Annotated in this window: 15 protein-coding genes; 6 read left to right on the plus strand and 9 right to left on the minus strand. The window is 74.5% G+C overall.

Going from position 1 to position 18,837, the window contains the following annotated elements; all coding sequences use genetic code 11:
• A complete protein-coding gene (gene clpX, locus H2O74_RS05710) occupies positions 1 to 1,278 on the plus strand; it encodes an ATP-dependent Clp protease ATP-binding subunit ClpX (protein ID WP_182113517.1) in 1,278 nt (425 codons plus the stop codon).
• 144 nt (positions 1,279 to 1,422) lie between these two features.
• On the plus strand, positions 1,423 to 2,619 hold the full coding sequence (locus tag H2O74_RS05715) for a Vms1/Ankzf1 family peptidyl-tRNA hydrolase (RefSeq protein ID WP_182113518.1): 1,197 nt from the start codon (positions 1,423 to 1,425) through the stop codon (positions 2,617 to 2,619).
• 51 nt (positions 2,620 to 2,670) lie between these two features.
• On the opposite strand, the gene H2O74_RS05720 is transcribed toward H2O74_RS05715, so the two are convergent.
• The 5 genes from H2O74_RS05720 to valS form a co-directional block, all read right to left on the minus strand.
• Positions 2,671 to 4,470: a long-chain fatty acid--CoA ligase gene (locus H2O74_RS05720; protein WP_182113519.1), complete on the minus strand. Its 1,800-nt coding sequence runs from the start codon at positions 4,468 to 4,470 to the stop codon at positions 2,671 to 2,673.
• A gap of 14 nt (positions 4,471 to 4,484) precedes the next feature.
• Complete coding sequence (locus H2O74_RS05725; protein WP_182113520.1) at positions 4,485 to 5,273, minus strand: amino acid ABC transporter ATP-binding protein; 789 nt, start codon at positions 5,271 to 5,273, stop codon at positions 4,485 to 4,487.
• Positions 5,270 to 6,118: an amino acid ABC transporter permease gene (locus H2O74_RS05730; RefSeq protein WP_220458024.1), complete on the minus strand. Its 849-nt coding sequence runs from the start codon at positions 6,116 to 6,118 to the stop codon at positions 5,270 to 5,272. The genes H2O74_RS05725 and H2O74_RS05730 overlap by 4 nt, the downstream gene beginning before the upstream one ends.
• 40 nt (positions 6,119 to 6,158) lie before the next feature.
• Positions 6,159 to 6,953 (minus strand): ABC transporter substrate-binding protein, encoded by a 795-nt coding sequence (locus tag H2O74_RS05735; RefSeq protein WP_182113521.1) that lies wholly within the window; start codon positions 6,951 to 6,953, stop codon positions 6,159 to 6,161.
• A gap of 136 nt (positions 6,954 to 7,089) precedes the next feature.
• Positions 7,090 to 9,759 (minus strand): valine--tRNA ligase, encoded by a 2,670-nt coding sequence (gene valS, locus H2O74_RS05740; protein WP_182113522.1) that lies wholly within the window; start codon positions 9,757 to 9,759, stop codon positions 7,090 to 7,092.
• Between the two features lie 118 nt (positions 9,760 to 9,877).
• Between valS and H2O74_RS05745 the strand changes: the two genes are divergently transcribed.
• The 4 genes from H2O74_RS05745 to cofE all read left to right on the plus strand — a co-directional run bounded on the left by H2O74_RS05745 (position 9,878) and on the right by cofE (position 15,138).
• Complete coding sequence (locus tag H2O74_RS05745; protein WP_182113523.1) at positions 9,878 to 10,657, plus strand: ABC transporter ATP-binding protein; 780 nt, start codon at positions 9,878 to 9,880, stop codon at positions 10,655 to 10,657.
• Positions 10,654 to 13,188 (plus strand): ABC transporter permease, encoded by a 2,535-nt coding sequence (locus tag H2O74_RS05750; RefSeq protein ID WP_182113524.1) that lies wholly within the window; start codon positions 10,654 to 10,656, stop codon positions 13,186 to 13,188. Before H2O74_RS05745 ends, H2O74_RS05750 begins: the two co-directional genes overlap by 4 nt.
• Positions 13,189 to 13,282: 94 nt before the next feature.
• Positions 13,283 to 14,287, plus strand: a complete 1,005-nt coding sequence (locus H2O74_RS05755; RefSeq protein ID WP_182113525.1) for a TIGR03557 family F420-dependent LLM class oxidoreductase — start codon at positions 13,283 to 13,285, stop codon at positions 14,285 to 14,287.
• Positions 14,284 to 15,138 carry a coenzyme F420-0:L-glutamate ligase gene (gene cofE, locus H2O74_RS05760; protein ID WP_182113526.1) on the plus strand — a complete coding sequence of 285 codons (855 nt, stop codon included), beginning with the start codon at positions 14,284 to 14,286 and terminating at the stop codon, positions 15,136 to 15,138. Before H2O74_RS05755 ends, cofE begins: the two co-directional genes overlap by 4 nt.
• Here the strand turns inward: cofE and H2O74_RS05765 are convergent.
• The 4 genes from H2O74_RS05765 to H2O74_RS05780 are packed head-to-tail and all read right to left on the minus strand — an operon-like array spanning position 15,113 to position 18,593.
• On the minus strand, positions 15,113 to 15,688 hold the full coding sequence (locus H2O74_RS05765; RefSeq protein ID WP_182113527.1) for an HhH-GPD-type base excision DNA repair protein: 576 nt from the start codon (positions 15,686 to 15,688) through the stop codon (positions 15,113 to 15,115). The genes cofE and H2O74_RS05765 overlap by 26 nt on opposite strands.
• Positions 15,689 to 15,719: 31 nt before the next feature.
• Positions 15,720 to 16,496 carry a putative F420-0 ABC transporter ATP-binding protein gene (locus H2O74_RS05770; protein WP_182113528.1) on the minus strand — a complete coding sequence of 259 codons (777 nt, stop codon included), beginning with the start codon at positions 16,494 to 16,496 and terminating at the stop codon, positions 15,720 to 15,722.
• Positions 16,493 to 17,587 (minus strand): putative F420-0 ABC transporter permease subunit, encoded by a 1,095-nt coding sequence (locus H2O74_RS05775; protein WP_370525836.1) that lies wholly within the window; start codon positions 17,585 to 17,587, stop codon positions 16,493 to 16,495. The genes H2O74_RS05770 and H2O74_RS05775 overlap by 4 nt, the downstream gene beginning before the upstream one ends.
• Before the next feature lies 1 nt (position 17,588).
• Positions 17,589 to 18,593, minus strand: coding sequence for a putative F420-0 ABC transporter substrate-binding protein (locus H2O74_RS05780; RefSeq protein WP_255491808.1), 1,005 nt, complete (start codon positions 18,591 to 18,593; stop codon positions 17,589 to 17,591).
• Between the last annotated feature and the right edge of the window lie 244 nt (positions 18,594 to 18,837).

The following is an 18,837-nucleotide window of genomic DNA, read 5'->3' on the forward strand; positions in this document are numbered from 1 at the left end:
GTGGCACGCATCGGGGACGGCGCCGACCTGCTGAAGTGCTCTTTCTGCGGGAAGAGCCAGAAGCAGGTCAAGAAGCTGATCGCCGGGCCCGGCGTGTACATCTGCGACGAGTGCATCGACCTGTGCAACGAGATCATCGAGGAGGAGCTCGCCGAGGCCACCGAGGTGGGCATGGTGGAGCTCCCCAAGCCCCGCGAGATCTTCGACTTCCTCGAGCAGTACGTCATCGGCCAGGGCCCCGCGAAGCGCTCGCTCGCCGTCGCGGTCTACAACCACTACAAGCGCATCCAGGCCGGTGAGCTGAGCCGGGTGGGCAACGACGCGGACGCCGTCGAGCTCGCGAAGTCCAACATCCTGCTGATCGGCCCGACGGGCTGCGGCAAGACGTACCTGGCGCAGACCCTCGCGAAGATGCTGAACGTGCCGTTCGCCATCGCGGACGCCACGGCGCTCACCGAGGCCGGGTACGTCGGCGAGGACGTCGAGAACATCCTCCTCAAGCTCATCCAGGCCGCCGACTACGACGTCAAGAAGGCCGAGACGGGCATCATCTACATCGACGAGGTCGACAAGATCGCCCGCAAGAGCGAGAACCCGTCGATCACGCGCGACGTCTCGGGCGAGGGCGTGCAGCAGGCGCTCCTGAAGATCCTCGAGGGCACGACGGCGTCGGTGCCCCCGCAGGGCGGGCGCAAGCACCCGCACCAGGAGTTCATCCAGATCGACACGACCAACGTGCTGTTCATCGTCGCGGGGGCGTTCGCCGGCCTGGACGAGATCATCACGTCGCGCGCCGGGCGCCGGGGGATCGGCTTCGGGGCCCCGCTGCACTCGGCGGACGACACGGACGTCTTCGGCGACGTCATGCCGGAGGACCTGCTCAAGTTCGGGCTGATCCCCGAGTTCATCGGGCGCGTGCCGGTCATCACCACGGTCTCGCCGTTGGACCAGGAGGCGCTCGTGCGGATCCTCACGGAGCCCCGCAACGCCCTGGTCAAGCAGTACCAGCGGATGTTCGAGATCGACGGCGTCGAGCTCGAGTTCACCCCCGACGCGGTGGAGGCGGTCGCCGACCAGGCGCTCCTGCGCGGCACGGGGGCGCGCGGGCTGCGGGCCATCCTCGAGGAGGTCCTGCAGCAGGTGATGTTCGACGTGCCCGGACGCGACGACGTCGCCCGGGTCGTGGTCACGCGCGAGACCGTGCTGGAGAACGTCAACCCCACGATCGTGCCCCGCGAGCCGGCACCCAAGCGGACCCCCCGCGAGAAGTCCGCCTGACGCACCGCACGACGAACGCCCCGCCCGGACGGCGGGGCGTTCGTCGTCTCCGGCGGTTGGCGTCGGGGCGGCGTTTGGGCGAGGGTGGAGGGGTCCGAGCCGGCGGCTTCGGCGCCGGCGTCCCAGACAGATCGTGAGGACCCGATGAAGCTCGACTCCCTCAAGCCCCTGATCCACCACGACGGCCCTCTGACCACCGTGTGCCTGGACGCCACACGCGGGGACGAGTCCGGCGACCGCGAGGTCCGCAACCGGTGGAACGGGATGCGACGGGCGCTCGAGCAGGAGGGTGCACCGGCACAGACCCTGGCGGCGCTCGAGGAGGCGGTGCTGCGGCCCACGCACGTCCCGGGGCGGCACGGGCGCTACCTCGTGGCGTCGGGCTCGCAGATCCTCATGGACCGCGTGCTCGCCGAGCCGCCCGTGCGCGACGAGGCCTTCCACGACGGTGCGCCGTCGCTCGCCCCGGCGGTCGCGGCGGCCGACGAGGCCGTGCGGTACCTGCTCGTGGAGATCGACCGCCAGGGCGCCGACCTGGTCTGGTCCGACGCGGAGAGCCACGCGGCCGGTGACGTGCACGAGCAGGTCGAGGGCGGACACGACGAGCTCCACAAGTTCAACGGCGGCGGGTGGGCCCAGCGGCGCTTCCAGATGCGCGTCCAGGACTCGTGGGAGCGCAACGCCGAGGCGGTCGCGACGGAGGTCGACAAGCTCGTCGCCGACCTGCGGCCCGAGCTGGTCCTGGTCACGGGCGACGTCCGGGCCGTGCCGCTGCTGCGCGACGCGCTCGGCCACGCCGCGAAGGAGCTCCTCGTCGAGGTGCCCGGCGGCTCACGGGCCGACGGCGTCAAGGAGGACGTCTTCGCGCAGCGCGTCCACGAGGTGCTCGAGGCGTACCGCGCCCGGCGTCGGGAGGCCGTCGCCGACCGCGTGCGCGAGGCGCTCGGCCGCGGGGACGGCGCGGTGACGTCGCTCGACGACGTCGTCGACGTGCTCCGCAAGGGGCAGGTCGACGAGCTCGTCGTCGTCCGCAACGCCGCCGGTGCGTCCGTCGCGCGGCTGGCGGAGCGGACCCTGTGGACCGGACCGGACCCGCTGCAGCTCGGCACCCGGCGCGACGACGTGCAGGCGCTGGGCGTGCCGGCGGACGAGGTCCGCGAGCTGCGCGCCGACATCGGCATGCTGCGCGCCGCCGTCGCGCAGGACGCCGGGTTCACCTTCGCCATGGAGGGCAGCCTCGACCTCGTCGACGGCGTCGGGGCGCTCCTGCGCTGGAGCGACGCGGCGACGCCGCACGAGTCCGCGCCGAGCTACACGGGCGACACGCACCGGCGCCACTGAGTCCGAGCAGGACGCGTGCCCGCCCTCCGCGGGCGGGCACGCGGCGCCGGCTCAGCGGGTGTAGAGCGCCTCGATCTCGTCGACGTAGTCGCGCAGCACGAGGGCGCGCTTCACCTTGAGCGACGGCGTGAGGTAGCCGTTGGCCTCGGTGAAGTCGGTCGCCAGCACCGAGATCTTGCGGATCGACTCGGCGCGGGAGACCGCCTCGTTCGCCCGCGCCACGGCCCGGTCGAGCGCGGCGAGGACCGCGTGGCTGCGCGCGGCCTCGGCGGGGTCCATCGCGGGCAGCCCGTGCGACGTCAGCCAGCCGGGGAGCATCTCCGAGTCGAGCGTGACGAGCGCCCCGATGAAGGGCCGCTTGTCCCCGACCACGACGACCTGGCTCACCAGAGGGTGGGCGCGCAGGCGGTCCTCGAGGAGGGCCGGGGCGACGTTCTTGCCGGCCGCGGTGACGATGATCTCCTTCTTGCGACCGGTGATCGTCAGGTGCCCGTGGTCGTCGAGGCTGCCGAGGTCGCCCGTGCGGAACCAGCCGTCCACGAGCGCGGCGGCCGTGGCCTCCGGGTTGCCGTGGTACCCGCGGAAGATGTGGGGCCCGCTGAGCTCGATCTCGCCGTCGTCCGCGATCCGGATCGCGGTCCCGGGCATCGGGGGACCGACGGTGCCGATGACCGTCCGGTCGGGGCGGTTGACCGCCGTCGGCGCCGTCGTCTCGGTGAGGCCGTAGCCCTCGAGCACCCGCACCCCGACGCCGCGGTAGAAGTGTCCGAGGCGCTCGCCCAGCGGCGCACCGCCCGAGACGGCGTACTCGGCCGCGCCGCCGAGCGCCGCGCGGACCTTGCCGAGCACGAGGCGGTCGGCCAGCGCGTGCTGCGCCTTGAGCCGGGCGCCCGGGCCTCCCGGGGCGTCGAGCGCCCGCGAGTAGACGATCGCCGTCCGGGCGGCCCAGCGGAACGCCTTGAGCTTCACGCCCGTGCCGGCCTTCTGCTCGGAGGAGTTGTAGACCTTCTCGAAGACCCGCGGGACGGACAGCACGTACGTGGGCCGGAACGCGGCCAGGTCCGCCAGGAGGTTCTTGGTGTCCGGCGTGTGCCCGACGACGGCGCCCGAGGCCACCGACATCACCTGGATGAAGCGCGCGAACACGTGCGCGAGCGGCATGAACAGCAGGGTGCGGGTGCCCGGCTTCGAGACGACGTCGCCCAGCCCGACGACGCCCTCGCGCGTGAGCGCGACGAAGTTGGCGTGGGTGAGCTCGACGCCCTTGGGGCTGCCGGTGGTCCCGGACGTGTAGATGATCGTGGCGACGTCGTCGCCCACGGTGGCCGCGGTGCGCCGGGCGACCTCCGCCTCGTCGCCGGCCCGGCCCTCCTCGCGGAGCGCCTCCAGGCCGCCCTCGTCGATGACCAGCACGCCCTCGAGGGCGGGCAGGGTGCCACGCACGGACTCGGTGGCGGCGGCGTGCGCCGTGGTCTCCACGACGGCGAGCCGCACGCCGGCGTCGGAGAGAATCCAGCGGATCTGCTCGGCCGACGACGTCTCGTAGACCGGCACCGGGACGGCGCCGACCGCCCAGACGGCGAAGTCGAGCAGCATCCACTCGTAGCGGGTGCGGCTCATGATCGAGACGCGGTCCCCGACCCCCACCCCGCGCGCGAGGAGCCCCAGGGCGAGGGCCGTGACCTGGTCGGCGAACGCGCGCGTCGTCACGGGCGTCCACGTCCCGCCCAGGCCCTGCTTGCGCTCGACGAGCGCGGTGTCGGGGGAGCGCTCCAGCCGCTCGGCGAGAAGGTCGGAGATCGACGTCGTCGGGTCGACGTCGGCGAGGCTGGGGCTGGCGCTCTCACGCACGGGGTTCTCCTGGGTCAGGCATCGGGGTGGCGGTGCGTGGGGTCGAGCACACGGGCGAGGAAGGCGCGGGTCCGGTCCTGGGTGGGGGCGCCGATGACGGCGTCGCCCGGTCCCTGCTCCACGACCACGCCGTCGTCCATGAACACGACGCGGTCGGCGACCTCGCGGGCGAACGCCATCTCGTGCGTCACCACGAGCATGGTCATGCCGGCGTCGGCGAGGTCGCGCATGACGGCCAGGACGTCCCCGACGAGCTCGGGGTCGAGGGCCGAGGTGGGCTCGTCGAAGAGCATCAGGGAGGGGTCCATGCTCAGGGCGCGGGCGATCGCCACGCGCTGCTGCTGCCCGCCCGAGAGCTGACCCGGCATCGAGCCGGCCCGGTCGCCGAGGCCCACCAGCGTGAGGTTGCGGCGGGCGATCTCCTCGGCCTGCGCCCGCGGCCGCCGCAGCACGCTGCGCTGGGCGAGCGTGCAGTTCTCGAGCACGGACAGGTGACCGAAGAGGTTGAACTGCTGGAACACCATGCCGACGTGGGTGCGGACCCGGTCGATGTCGACGTCGGGGTCCGTCACCTCGGTGCCCAGGACGCGCACCGTGCCGGACGTCGGCTGCTCGAGCAGGTTGACGCAGCGCAGCAGGGTCGACTTGCCCGAGCCGGACGGCCCGATGACGCAGACCACCTCGCCCTGGGCGACCTCGAGGTCGATGCCCCGCAGGACCTCGCGTTCCCCGAAGGACTTGTGCAGGTTCTCGATGGTGACGACGGGTGCGCCGGCGCCGCCCGCGGTGCTCTGGGTGCTCACACGTGCCCCTTGTGGCCGGTGGTGCGCTCGAGCCACCGCGTGAGCGAGCTGAGCGGGATGGTCAGGAGGAGGTAGACGAGGCCGACGGCGACGATCGACGTGAGCCCGCCGCTCGGGTCGCTCAGCGCGTTGCGCCCGACCTTGGTCAGCTCGTAGTCGCTCGTGGCCAGGCCGAGCGCGAACACCAGCGAGGTGTCCTTGAGCAGCAGGACCACCTCGTTGGTCAGCGGCGGCAGGACGATCCGGAACGCCTGCGGGATGACCACGCGCAGCATGGTCGCGGTGGGGGACATGCCCAGGCTCCGCGCGGCCTCGACCTGTCCCTTCGGCACCGCCTGGATGCCGGCCCGGAGCGTCTCCGCGATGTAGGCCGCCGAGACGAGCCCGAGCGCGAGGGCGATCTGGAGCACGACGGAGTCGAAGCGCACCTCGAAGGCGGTCGGGACCGCGTAGCCGAAGGCGAGCACGACCAGCAGCGCGGGGATCCCGCGGAAGAACTCGACGTATGCCGTGGCGAGGGCGCGCCAGACGCGCACCTCCGACAGCTTCATGAGCGCGAGCAGCAGGCCGAGGGCCAGGCCGACCGCGAACGCCGCGACCGTGTAGACGACCGTGTTGAGCGCCGCACGGGGTAGCAGCGGCGCGATGGCCCGCACCGCCTCGGGGTCCGCGAAGGCGGACGCGACCCGGCCCCAGTCGGCGGTCACGGCCACGAGCACGACCGCGACCGCCAGGAGGCTGTACTGCACCGTGCGCGAGATGCGGGCCCGCCGGCGCGGGCTCATGCGGGCCCGCCCGGCGAGCGGACCCGCGTCGCCCGCCACGCCGGACTGCTCGATGGTCATGCGGTGTCCCGTCGTTCTCGCGTTCGTGCCTGGCCGCCGGTCACTCGGCCGGGGCCGTGCCGATGTACTGCTCGTAGATCGTCGCGTAGGTGCCGTCCTCGCGGATGCGCTCGAGCGTGCCGTTGACGGCCTCGAGCAGGGCCGTGTTGCCCGTGCGCACGCCGATGCCGTACTGCTCGCCCGTCGGGAACGTCGCGGCGACCTCGAGGTCGCCGTCGGCGTACGGGCCCAGGACGGCGATGTCGTTGACGATCGCGTCCACCACGCCGGCGCGCAGCGCCTCGACCTGCAGGCCGAGGTCCTCGTACTGGCGCGTGGTCAGACCCTGCTCCGTGGCCCAGTCCTCGCCCGTGGTCGCCTGCTGCACGCCCACCGTGAGGCCCTTGAGGTCCTCGGCGGACGTCAGGCCCGCGCCGGCGGCGGTGAGCAGGCCCTGGTCGGCGTCGAAGTGCGGGTCGGCGAAGTCCAGCCGCTCCTCGCGCTCGTCGGTGATGGTGATGCCCGACGCGACGAGGTCGCACTTGCGCGTCTCGAGGTCCTGGCCGGACTCGAGGCCCTCGAACGGCGTGGAGACGGTGGCGAGCTCCACGCCCAGGTCCATGGCGACCTCGCGGGCGATGTCGACCTCGAGGCCCACGACCTCGCCGTCCTCCTCGTAGGTGAACGGCTCGTACGGCGGGTTGGCGCAGAGGGTCAGCGTCCCCTCGGAGACGAGCTCGATCTCGTCACTGCCCGCCCCGTCCATGGTGGCCTCGTTCGAGGCGGTGGAGCTGCACCCGGCGAGCGTGAGGGCGGCGGCGAGGCCGAGGAGCGCGGCGTGGTTCCGGCGCGGCATGGTCGTTCCTGTTCTGTGGGTGGTGCGATGCACGTGGAACTTTATACGCGCGCAAGCATGCCTATGCAGACGGAGGGCCCAGTGTGACGAACGTCCCGCCCCTCGGCGGTGGTCGCCCGTGGTCACCGGGCGACGGTCACCGGGCTCCGCGCGCCTCGGCCTCACCGAGCTCGGCGTCCCGCACGCAGGTCAGCTCGATCGCGTCGTCGGGCGTCAGCGCGAGGTCGAGCGCGCGTCCGGCCGCGCGCACGTCGCCGAGCGCCGCGCGGACGTGGTCGACCTGCGCGGCCGGCACCACGAGCTCGGCGCGCAGGATCGGCGTCCGCATCGAGACCTTCGCCTCGGACTTGACCTTGCGCAGCGCGGCCAGGGCGCGCCCGGCGGCGTCGAGGGCCGCGGGGTCGGCGTCGCCAGCCGCGTCGCGCAGCGGCCCGGCGACCGGCCACGGCGCGCGGTGCACCGTGCCCTCGCGCCACCACGACCAGACCTCCTCGGTCGCGAACGGCAGCACCGGTGCCAGCAGGCGCAGGAGCGTGTCGAGCGCGAGCGCGAGCGCGGCGCGCGCGGACGCCGTCGCGCCGGCCCCGGCCTCCGCGCTGCCGTACGCCCGGTCCTTGACCAGCTCGAGGTAGTCGTCGCAGAAGGTCCAGAAGAAGGTCTCGGTCAGCTCGAGCGCGCGCGTGTGGTCGTAGGCCTCGAGCGCCTGGGTGGCCTTGTCGACGACGTCCGCCAGGCCGGCGAGCATCGCCCGGTCCAGGGGCTCGGTCACCGCGGCGGGGTCGAGCGCCGTGGTGTCGGCGCCGAACGAGAGCGCGAACTTGCTCGCGTTGAGGACCTTGATCGCGAGGCGTCGGCCGATCTTCATCTGGCCGACCTCGAACGCGGCGTCCGTGCCCAGGCGCGCCGAGGCGGCCCAGTACCGGACGGCGTCGGAGCCGTGCTCCTCGAGCAGCCCCATCGGCGTGACGACGTTGCCCTTGGACTTCGACATCTTCTTGCGGTCGGGGTCGAGGATCCAGCCCGAGATCGCCGCGTGGGCCCACGGCAGCGAGCCGTGCTCCAGGTGCGAGCGGACCACCGTCGAGAACAGCCAGGTGCGGATGATGTCCTGGCCCTGGGGGCGCAGGTCCATCGGGAAGACCCGCTCGAACAGGTCGTCGTCCCAGCCCCAGCCGCCCGCGATCTGCGGCGTCAGCGAGGACGTCGCCCACGTGTCCATGACGTCGGCCTCGCCGACGAAGCCGCCCGGCACGCCGCGCTGCTCGGGGGTGTACCCCGGCGGGACGTCGCTGCTCGGGTCGACCGGCAGCGCGGACTCGTCCGGGAGGATCGGACGCGCGTGGTCCACCTCGCCGTCCTCGCCCACGGCGTACCACAGCGGGATGGCGACGCCGAAGAACCGCTGGCGCGAGATCAGCCAGTCGCCGTTGAGCCCGCCGACCCAGTTCTCGTAGCGCACGCGCATGAAGTCGGGGTGGAACGCCAGCTCGTCTCCGCGGGCGAGGAGCGCCTCGCGCAGCCCGGCGCCCGCGCCCTCGTCGCGACCGCCGTTGCGGATGTACCACTGGCGCGAGGTGACGATCTCCAGGGGCTTGTCGCCCTTCTCGAAGAAGTTCGCCTTGCGCTGGGTCGCGACGGGCTCGCCGTCGAGGTCCCCGCTGGCGCGCAGCGCGTCGACGACGGCGGTCCGCGCCGAGAACGTCGTCTTGCCGGCGAGCTCCGCCCACGTCTGGCGGCCCGCGGCGTCGGTGATCCACTCGGGCGTCTCGCGCTGCAGGCGCCCGTCGCGCTGGATCACCGAGCGCGTGGGCAGCTGGAGCTCGCGCCACCACTGGACGTCGGTGAGGTCGCCGAAGGTGCAGCACATCGCGATGCCCGCGCCCTTGTCGGGCTCGGCGGCCGGGTGCGCCAGCACGGGCACCTCGACGCCGAACAGCGGCGAGCGCACCGTGGTGCCGAACAGGTGGGCGTAGCGCTCGTCGTCCGGGTGCGCGATGAGCGCGACGACCGCGGGGATGAGCTCGGGCCGCGTCGTCTCGATGTGGACCGGGGTGCCGTCGTCGGTGCGGTGGAAGGCGACGCGGTGGAAGTGCCCGGGGTAGTCCCGTGCCTCGAGCTCCGCCTGCGCGACGGCGGTCTGGAAGGTCACGTCCCACAGGCCCGGGGCCTCGGCCTGGTAGGCCTCGCCGCGCTCGAGGTTGCGCAGGAACGCGCGCTGCGCGACGGCACGCGCCCGCGCGTCGATGGTCTGGTAGTGGTGCGACCAGTCGACCGACAGGCCCAGCCGGCGCCAGAGCGCCTCGAACTGGCGCTCGTCCTGCACCGTGAGCCGCTCGCACAGCTCGACGAAGTTGCGCCGCGAGATCGGGACCTGGTCGGCGTTCTTGATGCTCTTGCCCTCGCCGCCCTCGTGCGGGGGCGTGAAGTCCGGGTCGTACGGCAGCGTCGGGTCGCAGCGCACGCCGTAGTAGTTCTGCACGCGGCGCTCGGTGGGCAGGCCGTTGTCGTCCCAGCCCATCGGGTAGAAGACCTTCTTGCCGCGCATGCGCCAGAAGCGCGCGACGACGTCGGTGTGCGTGTAGGAGAACACGTGGCCGACGTGCAGCGAGCCGGAGACCGTGGGCGGCGGGGTGTCGATCGAGTAGACCTCGTCGCGCGTCGCCGTGCGGTCGAACGCGTAGGTGCCCTGCTCGGCCCACGCGGCGTCCCAGCGCTCCTCGAGCCCCTCGAGGCTCACCCTGTCCGGTACGCGCGACGGCGCGGCGGCCGACGGGGCGGGGGACGTGGTGGGGTGCTCGGTGCTCATGGTCACCGATTCTCCCAGAACGCGGGGCGTGCGTGGTGCGGTCCGGCGGCCCGCCCGTGTTGGTCCTGGCGCGGGCGACGGCGATGATGGGTCCGGGACCACGACGGGACGGACGAGCATGCGAGCACTGGCACCAGATCCCGCCGCGGCCGGGGGGCCGATCGCGTCGGCGCGCGCCCTGGTCAAGGTCTACGGCCGGGGGGAGACGGCGGTCCGCGCGCTCGACGGCGTCGACGTCGACCTCGAGCGGGGCGAGCTCACGGCGATCATGGGGCCGTCCGGGTCCGGCAAGTCGACGCTGATGCACTGCCTGGCCGGCCTCGACACCCCCACCTCGGGGCGCGTCGTGGTCGACGGCGCCGACGTCGGGCGCATGAACCAGCGCAGCCTCACGCGCCTGCGGCGGACCCGCATCGGGTTCGTCTTCCAGGCCTTCAACCTCATCCCGACGCTCACGGCGGAGGAGAACATCACCCTGCCGCTCGACATCGCGCGCACGCCCGTGGACCGGGCGTGGTTCGACACCGTGGTGGACGCCGTCGGCCTGCGCGACCGGCTCAGTCACCGGCCGGCGGAGCTCTCGGGCGGGCAGCAGCAGCGCGTCGCCTGCGCCCGCGCGCTGGTCTCCCGCCCGGCCGTGGTCTTCGCCGACGAGCCGACGGGCAACCTCGACTCGCGCTCGTCGGGCGAGGTCCTGGGCTTCCTGCGGCGGTCCGTCGACGAGCTCGACCAGGCCGTCGTCATGGTGACGCACGACCCGACCGCCGCGTCCTACGCGCACCGCGTGCTGTTCCTCGCGGACGGGCGCGTCGTCGGCGAGCTGGAGCGGCCCACCGCGGAGAGCGTGCTCGACACGCTCCGCGACCTCGGCGTCGGCCGCCGGACGGCGCCGGCGTGATCCGCGTCGCGCTCCGCGCGATCCGGGCCCACCTCGGCCGCCTGCTCCTCTCGGTCGTGGCGGTCATGCTCGGCGTCGCCTTCGTGGCGGGCACGTTCTCGCTGCGGGCGACGCTGTCGTCGACGTTCGACGGCATCGTGGACGCGGGTCTGCCCGCCGACGTCTACGTGCGCGCCGCGGACGCCGCGGCCGCGACGGACGCCCAGCCCGCGCCCGCGGCGACCTTCCCGCTGGAGATCGCCGACGCGCTCCGGGAGGTCGACGGCGTCCGCGCCGCGGTCCCCGAGGTCAGCGGCCCCATCGTGCTCGTCGGCGCGGACGGCACGGCCGTCGTCTCGCAGGGCCCCCCGAGCTTCGGGCTGGGCCTGCACGAGAGCGACCCCGAGGTCGACATCGTCGCCGGGCGCGCGCCGGAGCGCGCCGGCGAGATCGCGCTGGAGTCCTCCGCGCTCGAGTCCTCGGGGCTCGCGGTGGGGGACGAGACGTCGGTCGTGCTCGGCGGCGAGGTCGTGCCCGTCGAGGTCGTCGGCGAGCTCCGCCTCGGTGCGCCGGTCGCCGGGGCGACGATCGTCGTGCTCGACGCCGCCACGGCGACGAGCGTCTACGCGCCCGACGGCCGCATCGGCAGCGTCGCCGTCTACGCCGAGCCCGACGTCGCCCCGGACGCGCTCGCCGCCGACGTGAGCGACGCGCTCGGGTCCGTCGCCGGGGCCGACGACGTGGAGGTCGTCACGGGCGACGAGCTGCGCGAGGAGAGCCGCGAGCAGATCGGCCAGGTGCTGGGCTTCGTCTCGACCTTCCTGCTCGTCTTCGCGGGCGTGGCCCTGTTCGTCGGGGCGTTCATCATCGCGAACACCTTCCAGATGATCGTGCGGCAGCGGCAGCGCGAGTACGCGATGCTCCGCGCGATCGGTGCGTCGCCGACGCAGGTGCTCGCATCGATCCTGCTCCAGGCCGCCGTGGTCGGCGTGATCGGCTCCGCGCTCGGGGTGGGCGCCGGGGTCGCGCTCGTCGCGGGTCTGCGGGAGGCGTTCGCCCGGTTCGGGATGGAGCTGTCCGGGTCGGTGCCCCTGGACACCGCGACGGTGGTCGTGTCCCTGCTCACGGGCACCCTGGTCAGCGTCGTGGCGGCGGCCGTGCCCGCGCGGCGCGCGGCCGTGACGCCGCCCGTGGAGGCGATGCGGGACGACGTCGTCTCGACGGACGGCGCCTCCCGGGCGCGGACGGTCGTCGGCGCCCTGCTCCTCGCGGGCGGCGTCGCCGCCGTGGCGGCCGCGACCGCCGGGAGCGTGGGCGACCGCGGGACGGTGCTCGGCGTCGGTGCGGCGGCGGTGCTGCTCGGCGTGCTCGTGGTCGCGCCGGCGACGGTGCCGGCCGCGCTCGGGGCGCTCGCCGCCCCGGCGGTCGCGCTGCTGCGTCCCCTCGGCGGGCTGGCCCGCGGCAACGTCACCCGCACGCCGCGCCGGACGGCGAGCACGGCCGGCGCGCTGGTGATCGGCATGGCGCTGGTCGGCGCCGCCGGGGTGATCGCCGCGTCGACCCAGGCCTCGACGCGCGCGATCGTGGAGAGCGAGTCGACCGCTGACCTGCTGCTGCGCTCCGCGACGCGCGACGTCCCGGCGGAGCTGATCGCCGACGCCGCGCAGGTGGACGGGGTGGCGGCCGTCGACCCGCTGCGCATCACGGTGGCGCTGGTCGACGGCGAGCAGACGCCCGTCGCGGGGGCGCCGGCCGGCATCTTCGACCGCTCGCTCGACGTCGAGCTGGTCGAGGGTGGCGCCGACGCGCTGGAGCGGGGCGAGGCGGTCGTGCAGGACGGGCCCGCCGAGGAGCGCGGGTGGTCGCTCGGCGACGAGCTGCAGGTCGAGGGGTCCGCGGGCGCGGCGACCGTCACGGTCGGCGCCGTCATCGACTCGCGCGCCGTCGGCGTGCCGCTCGTCCTGCCGCAGGACGTGCTCGCCGCGGTCGCGGTGCCGGGTGAGGGACAGGTCGACACGGCGTTCGTCGTCGTGGAGGACGGCGCCGACGTGGCCGCCGTGCGCGCGGACCTCGTCGACCTGGCGCGTCCGTACGTCGTGGCCACCGTCGTCGACAACGAGGAGTTCGCCGACGAGCTCGCGGGCCAGGTCGACCAGGTCCTCGTGATCCTCTACGCCCTGCTCGCGCTGTCCGTGGTCATCGCCGTGCTCGGCATCGTCAACACGCTCGCGCTCTCGGTCGCCGAGCGCACGCGCGAGATCGGGCTGCTGCGGGCCGTGGGGCTCGGACGGCTCCAGCTGGCGGCCGTGGTGACGATCGAGTCGGTGCTCATCGCGGTCTTCGGCACGGCGCTGGGCCTCGGCGTGGGTGTGGGGCTCGCCGCCACGATGCCCACCGTCTTCGCCGACGACGGCCTCGACACCCTGGCGATCCCGTGGGCGCAGCTCGTCGTGGGCCTGGGGGTCGCCGTCGTCGTCGGCGTGCTGGCGGCCGTGTGGCCGGCCGCGCGCGCCGCCCGGATGGACGTGCTGGACGCGGTCTCCTACGAGTGAGCCGGTCCGGGGTGGCCGCGCGGGCGAACTACTGTCGTGCCGCGGGCCGGCGGCGTCGCCGGCCTGGTCGAGCACCGGAGGAGGCGGAGGACGCATGGGGACGGGTCTGACCATCGGCTACGCCGCGATGCTCGAGCAGTTCCACCCGACCGAGGCCGTCGAGCTCGCGGTGCTGGCGGAGCAGCACGGGTTCTCGGGCGTCATGGCCGCGGACCACTTCCAGCCGTGGGTCCCGCAGCAGGGCCAGTCCGCCTTCGTGTGGAACGTGCTGGCGGCACTGGGCGAGCGCACGCGCGGCGACCTCGGCCCCGGCGTCACGGCGCCCACGTTCCGCTGGCACCCCGCGATGGTCGCGCAGGCCTCCGCGACGCTCGCGGCGATGTACCCGGGGCGGCACTGGCTGGGGCTGGGCTCGGGCGAGGCGCTCAACGAGCACGTGGTCGCGGGCTACTGGCCGGAGGCGCCGGAGCGGATCAACCGGATGTTCGACGCCATCGACCTCATCACCAAGCTGTTCACCGCCTCGATCGCCGGCAAGGACGTCAAGCACTCGGGGCCCTTCTACACGATGGAGTCCACGCGGCTGTGGACCATGCCCGAGGTCGCCCCGGAGATCCTCGTGGCCACCGCGGGACCGGTCACCGCGCGCCGCGCCGGGCGGCACGCGGACGGGCTCATCACCGTCGGCGCCCCGCTGGAGAAGATCGCGGGGCTCTTCGCCCGGTTCGAGGCGGGGGCGCGCGAGGCGGGCAAGGACCCGGCGACGATGCCGCGCGTGCTCCAGGTGCACCTGTCCTGGGCCCCCACGGACGAGGAGGCGACGGCCAACGCGCTGCGCGAGTGGCCCAACGGCGGGATGCGGTTCCCCAAGGCCGACATCCGCTCCCCGTTCGACTTCGAGCAGATCGCGCGGCTCGTGCGCGCCGAGGACTTCGCCGGTCGGATGGTGATCTCGGCGGACCCGGACGTCCACCGGGCAGCGATCCAGAAGTACGTCGACCTCGGCTTCGACCGGGTCTACCTGCACAACGTCGGCCGCAACCAGCGGGAGTGGATCGAGGTCTTCGGCCGCGACGTGCTCCCGAAGCTGTCGCGGTGAGCGCCCCGCCCGCCCTGAGCGCCGTCGCCCCCGGCGGCGTGCCCGAGGTGCGTCCCGGCGACGACCTCGCCGCGCTCGTCCTCGGCGCCGTGGACGCGGCCGTCTGGCCGGACGGCTCGACCGGGCTGCGCGACGGCGACGTCGTCGTGGTGACGAGCAAGGTCGTCTCCAAGGCCGAGGGGCGGGTCCTGGCCGCGGCGGACCGCGAGGGCGCGATCACGCAGGAGACCGTGCGGCTGGTCGCCAGCCGCCGACACCCGGGCGGCGTCCTGCGCATCGTCGAGAACCGGCTCGGACTGGTCATGGCGGCGGCGGGCGTCGACGCGAGCAACACGCCGGAGGGCACCGTGCTGCTCCTGCCGATCGACCCGGACGCCTCGGCGCGGGCGCTGCGCGCGCGGCTCCAGGCCGCGACCGGCCGGCGCCTGGGCGTCGTCGTCACCGACACGGCGGGCCGCGCCTGGCGCCGCGGGCTCGTGGACCTGGCGATCGGGGCCGCCGGCGTCGTCGTGCTGGAGGACCTGCGGGGGAGCGCCGACCACCACGGGCGCACCCTGGACGTCACCGTCCGGGCGGTGGCGGACGAGATCGCGAGCGCGGCCGAGCTGCTGACGGGCAAGACGTCGCAGCGTCCGGTCACCGTGGTCCGCGGGCTGGGCCACCACGTCCTGCCGGCCGACGACGACGGCGCGGGTGCCGGGTCGGTGGTGCGGCCGGCGGCCGAGGACCTGTTCCGCGAGGGCAGCGCCGAGGCGTACGCCCGCGGCTACGCCGCCGGGCTGGCCGCGGCCCGGGACACCGCGGGCGGGGTCAGCGCGGGCGGCGTCAGCGGGAGCGCGCCGCGGCCTTGAGCGCCTTCTTGGTCGCGCGGACCTCGAGCAGCGAGGCCTCGTCGGTGACGTCGGCGATCGAGCGGCGCGAGCCCTCCTCGCCGTAGGCGCCGGCGGCCTCGCGCCAGCCGGCGGGCGTCACGCCGCGCCGCTTGCCGAGCAGGGCCAGGAAGATCCGGGCCTTCTGGTCGCCGAAGCCCGGCAGCGCCTTGAGGCGGCGCAGCACCTCGCGGCCGTCCGGGTCGCCGTCCCGCCACAGGCGCGTGACGTCGCCGTCGTAGGTGTCCACGACGGCCCTCGCGACGGCCTGGACACGGCCCGCCATCGAGCCCGGGTAGCGGTGGACCGCGGGGGGCGTCGCGCACAGCGCGGCGAACTGCTCGGGGTCGGCGTCGGCCACGGCGCGCGGGTCGAGCGTGCCGAGCCGGTCGGCGATCTTGCGCGGTCCGGCGAAGGCGGTCTCCATCGCGACCTGCTGGTCCAGGAGCATGCCGAGGAGCAGCGCGAAGGGGTCGGCGTCGAGCAGCGCGTCGGCCTCGGGGTCGCCGGTGAGCCAGAGGGTCTGCGTCATGGCGTCCATGGTGCCACCGGTCGGCGGCGGGTCAGCCCGCCGGCGAGAACGTCAGGACGGGGCGACCCGTCTCGGGGTGCTCCAGCACGACGCACCGCACGCGGTAGACCGGCTCGAGGACGTCCGGGCGCAGGACCTCGCCCACGCTGCCCGCCGCGACGACGCGGCCCTCGGCCAGGAGCACCACGTGGTCGCACGCCTGCGCGGCGAGGTTGAGGTCGTGCAGCGCGGCGACGACCGTGACGCCGCGCGCGGTCAGGCGGTGCACGACGGCGAACGTGTCGAGCTGGGCGTGCACGTCGAGGTGGTTCGTGGGCTCGTCGAGCAGCAGCAGCTCGGGCTCCTGCGCGAGGGCGCGCGCCAGGTGGACCCGTTGGCGCTCGCCGCCCGAGAGCGTCGCGAGCAGGCGGTGGGCGAACGCCTCGGCTCCCGCCTCGCGCAGGGCGCTGTCGGCGACCTCGTGGTCGTGCGCGCCGAGGCCGCCCCAGCGCGAGCCGTGGGGCGTGCGGCCGAGCAGGACCGCGTCGCGCACGGTCAGCGGGGCCTGGGCCGCCGAGTCCTGCTCGACGAGCGCGACCCGGCGCGCGCGCTCGCGGCGACCCAGGGCGAGGAGATCGACGTCGTCGAGGCGCACGCCGCCGCCGTCGGGCTCGGTCACGCCCGCGACGAGGCGCAGGAGGCTGGACTTGCCCGCGCCGTTGGGCCCGAGCAGGCCCGTCAGGGCGCCGCGCGGGGGCGTGCAGTCGACGCCGTCGACGATCATCCGGCCGCCGACGGACCAGGCGAGGTGGTCCAGGTGCAGGCTCATCCGAGCTCCACCGAGCGGCGACGCCACAGGAGCAGCGCGAACACGGGGGCGCCGAGGAAGGCGGTGACGATGCCGACCGGCAGCTCGCGCGGCTCGAACAGGCTGCGCGCCGCGGTGTCCGCCCACACGAGGAACGTCGCCCCGGCGAGCGCCGCGACGGGCAGCAGGCGGCGGTGCGCGGCGCCGACCAGCAGCCGCACGCCGTGGGGGAGGATCAGGCCGATGAAGCCGATCGAGCCGCTGACCGCCACGAGCGCGCCGGTGAGCAGGGCCACGACCGTCAGCAGGGTCCAGCGGGTGCGGGCGACGTGGATGCCCAGCGCACCCGCGGCGGTGTCGCCGAAGGCGAAGGCGTCGAGCGTCCGGCCGCTGAGGACCAGGACCGTGCCGAGGACGAGCACCGCGAGCCCCGCGATCGCGACCGACGACCAGCTCGCGCCGGCGAGCGAGCCCATGAGCCAGGCGAGGATCTCCCGGTAGGAGTCGCCCGTCGCGGACCAGAAGATGACGAAGGACGTGCCGGCCGCGCACAGCTGCGCGACCGCGAGGCCGGCCAGGATCGTGCGGGCCGGGGTGAGGGTGCCGAGCGAGCCGGCCAGGCCGAGCGCCGCGGCGAGGGCCAGCACGGCGCCCGCGAACGCGGCGACCGGCAGGAGCACGCCGATCCCCAGGACGAGGACGGCGACCGCACCGAGCGAGGCGCCCGAGGAGAGGCCGAGGAGGTAGGGGTCCGCAAGCGGGTTGCGCGTCAGGCTCTGCATCACGGCGCCCGCGACCGCCAGGCCCGCGCCCACCGCGGCGGCGGTGAGGACGCGCGGCAGGCGCACGTCCCACACGATGCCGTCGAGGAGGAGGCCGAGCGGCGGCTCGGTGACGCGACCGGTGAGCAGGTCGTCGAGGTGGTGCGCGACCGAGCCCCACACGTCCGCGGGCGCGATGCCCGCGGGGCCGACCGTGACCGCGAGCGTCATCGATGCGAGCAGCACGAGCAGCGCGGCCACCAGGACCAGCGCCGTGGGTGCGCGGCGTCCACCCTCGGCCGCGCGGCGGGCCTGCGTCGTCCCGGCTGCCCGGGCGCTCGTCGTCCGCACCTCAGACGTCGAGCGCGGCGAGCTGCTCGGCGAGGTCCGCCGCGGCGTCCACGTTGCGCACCCCCGCCTCGGAGGCCGGGAACGGCACGACGAGGTAGCGCTCCTCGCGGACCGCCGTGAGGTTGGCGGTCGCGGGGCTGCCGGCGAGCAGCTCGCGCTTCTGGTCCGCGCTGTTCCAGGCGGAGTCGACGAGCACGATGACGTCCGGGTCGTCCTGCGCGACCTGCTCCCAGCTGAACGACGCCCACGTGTCCTGCACGCCGGCGGCGATGTTCGTCAGACCCACGGTGTCGAGGAGCATCTGCGGCGCGCCGATGCCGGCGCCCACGTAGGGCACGTCGGTGCCCGAGGAGTACCACAGGGCCGTGAGGCCGCGGTCGTCGCGCGCCACGGCGGCCAGGGCGTCGCGCTGCTCGGCGACCAGCGCGTCGCCGTCCTCGGGCACGCCGAGCATCGCCGCGACCTCGGTGATCTCGGCGAAGACGTCGTCGAACGTGAGGCGCTCGGGCTGGTACGCCGGGTCCTTGCAGGCCGACGGCGAGACGTACGTCGCGACGCCCAGGCCCGCGAGGGTCGCGCGGTCGCCGGCGCCCTCGGCGGTGAGGTTGGACTCCCACCCGGCGTAGACCAGGTCGGGCAGCGTCTCGAGCACGACCTCGGCGGCGGGCACCTTGTCGGCCAGGACGGGCAGCGTCTCCGCCTCGGCCGCGAGGGCCTCGGGCGCGGGCCCGTCGGGGAACGCCGTGCCGACGACGCGGTCGCCGGCGCCGAGGGCGAGGACCATCTCCGTCGCGCTCGACTTGATCGTCACGACGCGCTCGGGCGGCGCGTCGAGAGTGACCTCGACGCCGCAGTTGTCGAGCGTGAGCGGGAAGTCGCCGGTGGCCGCCGCGACGGTCGCTGCCGGGGGCTCGGGCGGGGCCTCGCCCGCCGTCGTCGAGCCCGCGCACCCGGCGAGGGCGAGGACCAGGGCCCCCACGACGAGGGGCAGCGACCGGGCGGGCACGGAGGTCGAAGGCGCCGTGGTGGAACGCGCTGTGGACGGCGCTGTGGTGGACGGCGCTGTGGTGGAAGGCGCGGTGGCGAAAGGCACTGTGGGGCGACGCACGGCTGCTCCAGGTCGATGAACGAGGGCGGCCGACCATCTGCCGGCGGAAGGACCGCGACCCAGTGCCAGGTCGGGGACGGGGCCAGTACGGGCGCCGGGTCCGCTCCCATCGTAGGGGCAGGTGGCAGGGTGTCGGCATGAC

Origin of the sequence: Actinotalea sp. JY-7876, from assembly GCF_014042015.1 — a bacterium.
In the GTDB taxonomy this organism is placed as follows: domain Bacteria; phylum Actinomycetota; class Actinomycetes; order Actinomycetales; family Cellulomonadaceae; genus Actinotalea.

Coding starts and splice junctions, on each gene's coding strand:
- H2O74_RS05715 (WP_182113518.1), top strand. CDS start 1,423: ATGAAGCTCGACTCCCTCAAGCCCCTGATCCACCACGACGGCCCTCTG.
- H2O74_RS05765 (WP_182113527.1), bottom strand. CDS start 15,688: ATGACGCAGACCCTCTGGCTCACCGGCGACCCCGAGGCCGACGCGCTG.
- H2O74_RS05735 (WP_182113521.1), bottom strand. CDS start 6,953: ATGCCGCGCCGGAACCACGCCGCGCTCCTCGGCCTCGCCGCCGCCCTC.
- H2O74_RS05770 (WP_182113528.1), bottom strand. CDS start 16,496: ATGAGCCTGCACCTGGACCACCTCGCCTGGTCCGTCGGCGGCCGGATG.
- H2O74_RS05730 (WP_220458024.1), bottom strand. CDS start 6,118: ATGACCATCGAGCAGTCCGGCGTGGCGGGCGACGCGGGTCCGCTCGCC.
- valS (WP_182113522.1), bottom strand. CDS start 9,759: ATGAGCACCGAGCACCCCACCACGTCCCCCGCCCCGTCGGCCGCCGCG.
- H2O74_RS05755 (WP_182113525.1), top strand. CDS start 13,283: ATGGGGACGGGTCTGACCATCGGCTACGCCGCGATGCTCGAGCAGTTC.
- H2O74_RS05745 (WP_182113523.1), top strand. CDS start 9,878: ATGCGAGCACTGGCACCAGATCCCGCCGCGGCCGGGGGGCCGATCGCG.